The organism is Streptococcus mitis (assembly GCF_009496205.1).
In the GTDB taxonomy this organism is placed as follows: Bacteria; Bacillota; Bacilli; order Lactobacillales; family Streptococcaceae; genus Streptococcus; species Streptococcus mitis_BN.
On record NZ_WIJO01000079.1, the window covers coordinates 1 to 6,011 of the forward strand.

Sequence of the window (6,011 nt, forward strand, 5' to 3'; positions counted from 1 at the left end):
ATATGAATCTTTCTAATGAGTTGTTTAGTCGCTTTTCATTATAGGTCATATGGAACTTTTTTTCTACAACAAAATAGGTTCCATAATATCCATAGGGGATTTACCCACTACAAATATTATAGAGCCTGAAAAAACTAAAACAATGTAGTCTTGCCTTTCTTAGTTTCATTCTTTTGTTTCTAGCGGCTACATTCATCTTTCACCGTATCAGTTTGGAAAAAGAACAAGCCTCACTGACACCTATGGGACAACAAGTTCTCGTCTATGGACATCAAATAAATGTTTACGTTGAAGGGAATGGTCCTGAGACTATAGTAGTTCTCTCAGGTGCTGGTATTGCTTCTCCTATATTGGACTTTAAAGAAGTATCGGAATCCTTATCGAAACGGTATAAGGTAGTCATCGTGGAGAGAGCAGGGTATGGTTATAGTGATGATAGCAATCATTCAAGAGATGTGATAGAGGTTTTGTCTGAGACGCGTCAAGCTCTTTCACAAGCAAACGTCAAAGGTCCTTTTATCATTTTATCTCATTCCATGGCTAGTCTTGAGAGTTTAGCTTGGCAGGAAAAATATCCTGATGAAGTGAAAACCTTGGTTGGGTTAGATTGGGCACTGCCAGCTAGTTATGAGAATTTAAAGGACAATCAGGCCTTGCTTACTGTGGCCTATTGGAGCAGTAAGATTGGCTTATTACGCTATTTCCCTGAGTCCTTTTATATAAAAAATCCAACTCTGACTGAAACTGAACGACAACAATATAAATTACTAGCATATAAGCAGTTGATGTCACAAGCCATGCTTCATGAATCCCGTTTGGCAAAGGAAAATGCCAAGAAAGTTCCATCTAGCATTAATCCGAAAATTCCCACCTTATTACTGGTGTCTAACGGTGAAGGCACGACCTTTAGACAATTAGAATGGCAGCATTATGCAGAGAAATTTTCTAGTGACCAGTCTAATGTTCAAGTCATCTATATGGATGCGCCTCACGAACTTTATCATTATCAAAGTCATGAAGTTGTTTCTCAGATTTTAGATTTTTTAAAGAGTCATTGAGGGGGTAGAAATCATTTTAGACTGATGACAATAATTAAATGCTGAAGGATTAACAGTAGAATCGTGAGTTTTTTCGATTAAAAAAATTTTTTTCTTAACCACCAACCTGCCCATTGGGTGGTTTTTTTTAGTGTTTTAAGGAAACTATCAAACCAGAATTTTTGATTCAAACTATTATTTTAAGAGAGGAATCTCTAATTTCATAAACTTTAGGCAAACGCTTGCATTCTATTTTTTATTGGATTATAATAGGTTGGTATAAAGCCTTTTGTAGTAATAAAATGTAGAAGGTATAGAAAGTAAGGATTTAGAATACTTGTAGTCAAAAACACAATGTTGCTATTCCTTACATAGGGAGATAGATATGGCAATGATAGAAGTGGAACATCTTCAGAAAAATTTTGTGAAGACTGTTAAGGAACCGGGGTTGAAGGGGGCATTACGCTCCTTTATTCATCCTGAAAAACAGACCTTTGAAGCGGTCAAAGATTTGACCTTTGAGGTTCCCAAGGGGCAAATTTTAGGCTTTATTGGGGCCAATGGTGCAGGGAAGTCGACAACCATTAAAATGCTGACAGGAATTTTGAAACCGACATCTGGTTTTTGTCGGATTAATGGCAAGATTCCCCAGGACAATCGTCAAGATTATGTCAAAGATATTGGCGTAGTTTTTGGACAACGAACCCAGCTATGGTGGGATTTGGCACTGCAAGAGACCTACACGGTTTTAAAGGAGATTTATGATGTACCAGACTCGCTCTTCCATAAGCGTATGGACTTTTTGAATGAAGTCTTGGATTTGAAGGACTTTATCAAGGATCCCGTGCGGACTCTTTCACTGGGTCAAAGGATGCGGGCGGATATTGCGGCTTCCTTGCTTCACAATCCCAAGGTTCTCTTTTTAGATGAGCCGACCATTGGTTTGGACGTTTCGGTCAAGGATAACATTCGTCGGGCTATTACCCAAATCAATCAAGAGGAAGAGACAACCATTCTCTTGACCACTCACGACCTGAGCGACATTGAGCAGCTCTGTGATCGGATTTTTATGATTGACAAGGGGCAAGAGATTTTTGATGGAACGGTTAGCCAGCTTAAGGACACATTTGGCAAGATGAAGACTCTTTCTTTTGAATTGCTACCAGGTCAAAGTCATATCGTTTCTCACTATGAAGGCTTTTCGGATATGACAATTGATAGACAAGGAAATAGTCTCAACATTGAATTCGATAGTTCTCGCTACCAGTCAGCTGATATTATCAAGCAAACCCTGTCTGATTTTGAAATCCGCGATTTGAAGATGGTGGATACGGATATTGAGGATATTATCCGTCGCTTCTACCGAAAGGAGCTCTAAGATGATCAAATTGTGGAGACGTTATACACCCTTTATCAATGCAGGGGTTCAGGAATTGATTACCTATCGAGTCAACTTTATTCTCTATCGGATCGGCGATGTTATGGGTGCTTTTGTGGCCTTTTATCTCTGGAAGGCTGTCTTTGATTCTTCGCAAGAGTCCTTGATTCAGGGCTTTAGTATGGCAGATATCACCCTCTACATCATTATGAGTTTTGTTACCAATCTTCTGACCAGATCTGATAGCTCCTTTATGATCGGGGAGGAGGTCAAGGATGGTTCCATCATCATGCGCTTGTTGAGACCGGTGCATTTTGCGGCCTCATATCTTTTCACCGAGCTTGGGTCCAAGTGGTTGATTTTTATCTCTGTTGGCCTTCCATTTTTAAGTGTCATCGTGTTGATGAAAATCGTATCTGGGCAAGGGATTGCAGAAGTGCTAGGATTAACTGTCCTTTATCTTTTTAGCTTAACCTTAGCCTATCTGATTAACTTTTTCTTTAATATTTGCTTTGGATTTTCTGCCTTTGTGTTTAAAAATCTTTGGGGTTCCAACCTACTTAAGACTTCCATAGTGGCTTTTATGTCTGGAAGTTTGATTCCCTTGGCTTTCTTTCCAAAGGTTGTTTCAGATATTCTGTCCTTCCTGCCTTTTTCATCCTTAATTTACACTCCGGTCATGATTATCGTTGGGAAATATGATGCCAATCAGATTCTTCAGGCGCTCGCTTTGCAGTTTTTCTGGCTCTTAGTGATGGTGGGCTTGTCTCAGTTGATTTGGAAACGAGTCCAGTCCTTTATCACCATTCAAGGAGGTTAGTATGAAAAAATATCAACGCATGCATCTGATTTTTATCAGACAATACATCAAGCAAATCATGGAGTACAAGGTTGATTTTGTGGTTGGTGTCTTGGGAGTCTTTCTGACCCAAGGATTGAACCTCTTGTTTCTCAATGTCATCTTTCAACATATTCCATCCCTAGAAGGCTGGACTTTTCAAGAAATTGCCTTTATCTATGGTTTTTCCTTGATTCCCAAGGGACTGGACCATCTCTTTTTTGACAATCTATGGGCACTAGGACAACGCTTAGTCCGAAAAGGGGAATTTGATAAGTATCTGACGCGTCCTATCAATCCTCTCTTTCACATCCTAGTTGAGACCTTTCAGATTGATGCCTTGGGAGAACTTTTGGTCGGGGGTATTTTACTAGCAACAACTGTGGCCAGCATTGCTTGGACCCTTCCCAAATTCCTACTTTTCCTAGTCTGTATTCCCTTTGCGACCTTGATCTACACTTCCTTGAAAATTGCCACAGCCAGCATCGCTTTTTGGACCAAGCAGTCAGGCGCTATGATTTACATTTTCTATATGTTTAATGATTTTGCTAAGTATCCGATTTCGATTTACAATTCGCTCCTTCGATGGTTGATTAGCTTTATCGTGCCATTTGCCTTTACGGCCTACTATCCTGCTAGCTATTTCTTGCAGGACAAGGATGTAATCTTTAACATCGGAGGTTTGATGTTGATTTCCCTTGTTTTCTTTGTCATTTCCCTTAAACTCTGGGATAGGGGCTTGGATGCCTACGAAAGTGCAGGTTCGTAAATAATAGAATATCAAAGCCTTGTCTCAGGACAGGCTTTTTTTAATAGAGATGAAAATTTCTTGACACCTATTCTCAGAGTGCTATACTGTAAGTGTAATCGCCGATTTAGCTCAGTTGGTAGAGCAAGGCACTCGTAAAGCCTAGGTCACAGGTTCAAACCCTGCAATCGGCAAAGAGAAGAAACTCATTCTACTGGGTTTCTTTTTTATAAATATATATAATTTTAAAAAATTATGATATAATCTATTTTAATTAAGTTCAAAAAAGAGTTTGATAGCAGTCTTTAATTATGATAACTTTTTATATTATTTTTTGAACTTGAAACAATTCACTTATGCTAGAAAAAACTCGTAAATTTATCTAAGATAAATGAAAAATAGGAGCAATAACATGAATAAGAAAGACTTTGAAGAGAAAAATGGTCCTAAAACAACTGTTTCAAATGTAGCGAAGGGATTCTCTCCAACTAGAATTGTTGGGAAGGCTCTCAAGATAAAAGTCTATATTGGTATTTCTCTTAGTCTTTTGGTTGTTGCAATCGTAGCAAGCATCCTTTTCTTATCACCAAATGAAAAGAAAGAATCAAACGAAGCTATTCCTTCGATTGCAAAAAAAGAGAACAAAAGTCAAGAATCGACAGATAATTCTAAAGCATCTGAAATCAAGCAGAAAGAGGAGGAAATCCAGAAACTCAAGGATCAGCTAGCTAGTTTAGATAGCAAAGTCGCTGAGTCAGAGAAGTTAGTTGACAAGCTAAAAGAAGAAACCGCTGTTCTGAAACTGGATATTGAAGCACTAAGAAATAATGATTTATCTAGTTTGAAAGGTATATGGCGTACAGCTTCAGGTAATGAATATGTTATTAATGAGTCTGGGGAAATGCGTTCCTCTTGGCTGTCGAATGGTCAAAAGAATGAATCTATTGTCGAATTGAAAGCATCAGGTGGAAAAAATAGTCAAAATCCAGAAACAGTTTTTATTAGTGCTTGGGTAAAAGATTCAGTTGCTGGAGGTTTTATTGTAGTTGCAATACCTAGCGGTATTGTCTTAGAGTCCGCTGAGAATGGAAAATTTACTGATAAGTCAAATCCTGCTGAAGATAGACTTGTGGCTGGACAAAGTTATGTTAGTATGCTTATGAAACCAGAAGATGTTTATTATCGTGTAAAACCAGATACTAGTAAACTTGAGGAAGAGGAGAAGAATTTAGCTCAACTACAGGCTGAACGCGAAGCAATCAAAACTTCTCTAGAATCTAAGGAAAAGAAAAATACGAACTAGAAAAACTAGTTTAGAATCTAACTTTCGATTGTTTTAGTTCAGAGATACTGTTGCAATCACTAGAATGAAGAAGCTGATTAGGGCTTCTTTTTCTTTCATTTTAACTATTGAACCATTTAGACCGAGATAGAGACCAGATAGGCAAAAGCACTTGTTCTTGACACTGACCTCTGCTATAATGATTTTTGTAAGGGACGTGAGACGTCACTATCAGATAACTCAAGTTCCTAAAAAAGAAATTGGAGATAAAAATGAAAAAATTATTAGGTATTGGATTCTTGCTAGTTTCAGCTTTGGTTTTGTATTTTGGTTCTGTTGGATGGTCAAGTTTGGATGTCAACCTCTGGTCACTCATTCCGATAGGCTTGTTCCTCTTTTTCACTCTAGAGAATTTTTTAAAAAAAGATTACAAGGCTAGTCTGATGTGTTTGATTATTGCCTTTATCATCGCAAATGCAATTTTGAACCTTTTGCCAATTTCAAGTGGTTTGGTAATTGGAGCAGGTGTTCTAGCTTGCATTGGTATTGGATTTATCTTTCCTGATAAAGATAAAAAACTCCAAGCAGGCAGATTCTGCTAACTCATGACAGAAAAAGAAGTTTAGCCTATACTGAAGGCGAACAATACCAAACCGTGGTGTTTAATAGGGCTTTTCCTAGCCTGTATAAAAAACTGGATGAACAAGAGTCGTGAGCTAATTCGAATA

6 protein-coding genes and 1 tRNA gene are annotated in these 6,011 nt (G+C 38.1%); all 7 read left to right on the top strand.

Features of this window, described 5'->3' with window-relative positions; translation table 11 throughout:
- The first annotated feature begins 125 nt into the window (after window positions 1–125).
- Window positions 126–1,058 (top strand): alpha/beta fold hydrolase, encoded by a 933-nt coding sequence (locus GEZ85_RS09565; RefSeq protein WP_153210149.1) that lies wholly within the window; start codon window positions 126–128, stop codon window positions 1,056–1,058.
- Between the two features lie 364 nt (window positions 1,059–1,422).
- Window positions 1,423–2,415 carry an ABC transporter ATP-binding protein gene (locus tag GEZ85_RS09570; protein WP_153210150.1) on the top strand — a complete coding sequence of 331 codons (993 nt, stop codon included), beginning with the start codon at window positions 1,423–1,425 and terminating at the stop codon, window positions 2,413–2,415.
- Window position 2,416: 1 nt separating this feature from the next.
- Window positions 2,417–3,235, top strand: coding sequence for an ABC transporter permease (locus GEZ85_RS09575; RefSeq protein ID WP_153210151.1), 819 nt, complete (start codon window positions 2,417–2,419; stop codon window positions 3,233–3,235).
- 1 nt (window position 3,236) lies between these two features.
- Window positions 3,237–4,022 carry an ABC transporter permease gene (locus tag GEZ85_RS09580; protein ID WP_153210152.1) on the top strand — a complete coding sequence of 262 codons (786 nt, stop codon included), beginning with the start codon at window positions 3,237–3,239 and terminating at the stop codon, window positions 4,020–4,022.
- 100 nt (window positions 4,023–4,122) lie between these two features.
- Window positions 4,123–4,195, top strand: a tRNA-Thr gene (locus tag GEZ85_RS09585).
- Between the two features lie 218 nt (window positions 4,196–4,413).
- Complete coding sequence (locus tag GEZ85_RS09590) at window positions 4,414–5,304, top strand: hypothetical protein (RefSeq protein WP_004255742.1); 891 nt, start codon at window positions 4,414–4,416, stop codon at window positions 5,302–5,304.
- A 251-nt stretch (window positions 5,305–5,555) separates the two neighbouring features.
- Window positions 5,556–5,885: a hypothetical protein gene (locus GEZ85_RS09595; protein ID WP_153210153.1), complete on the top strand. Its 330-nt coding sequence runs from the start codon at window positions 5,556–5,558 to the stop codon at window positions 5,883–5,885.
- Window positions 5,886–6,011: the final 126 nt, after the last annotated feature.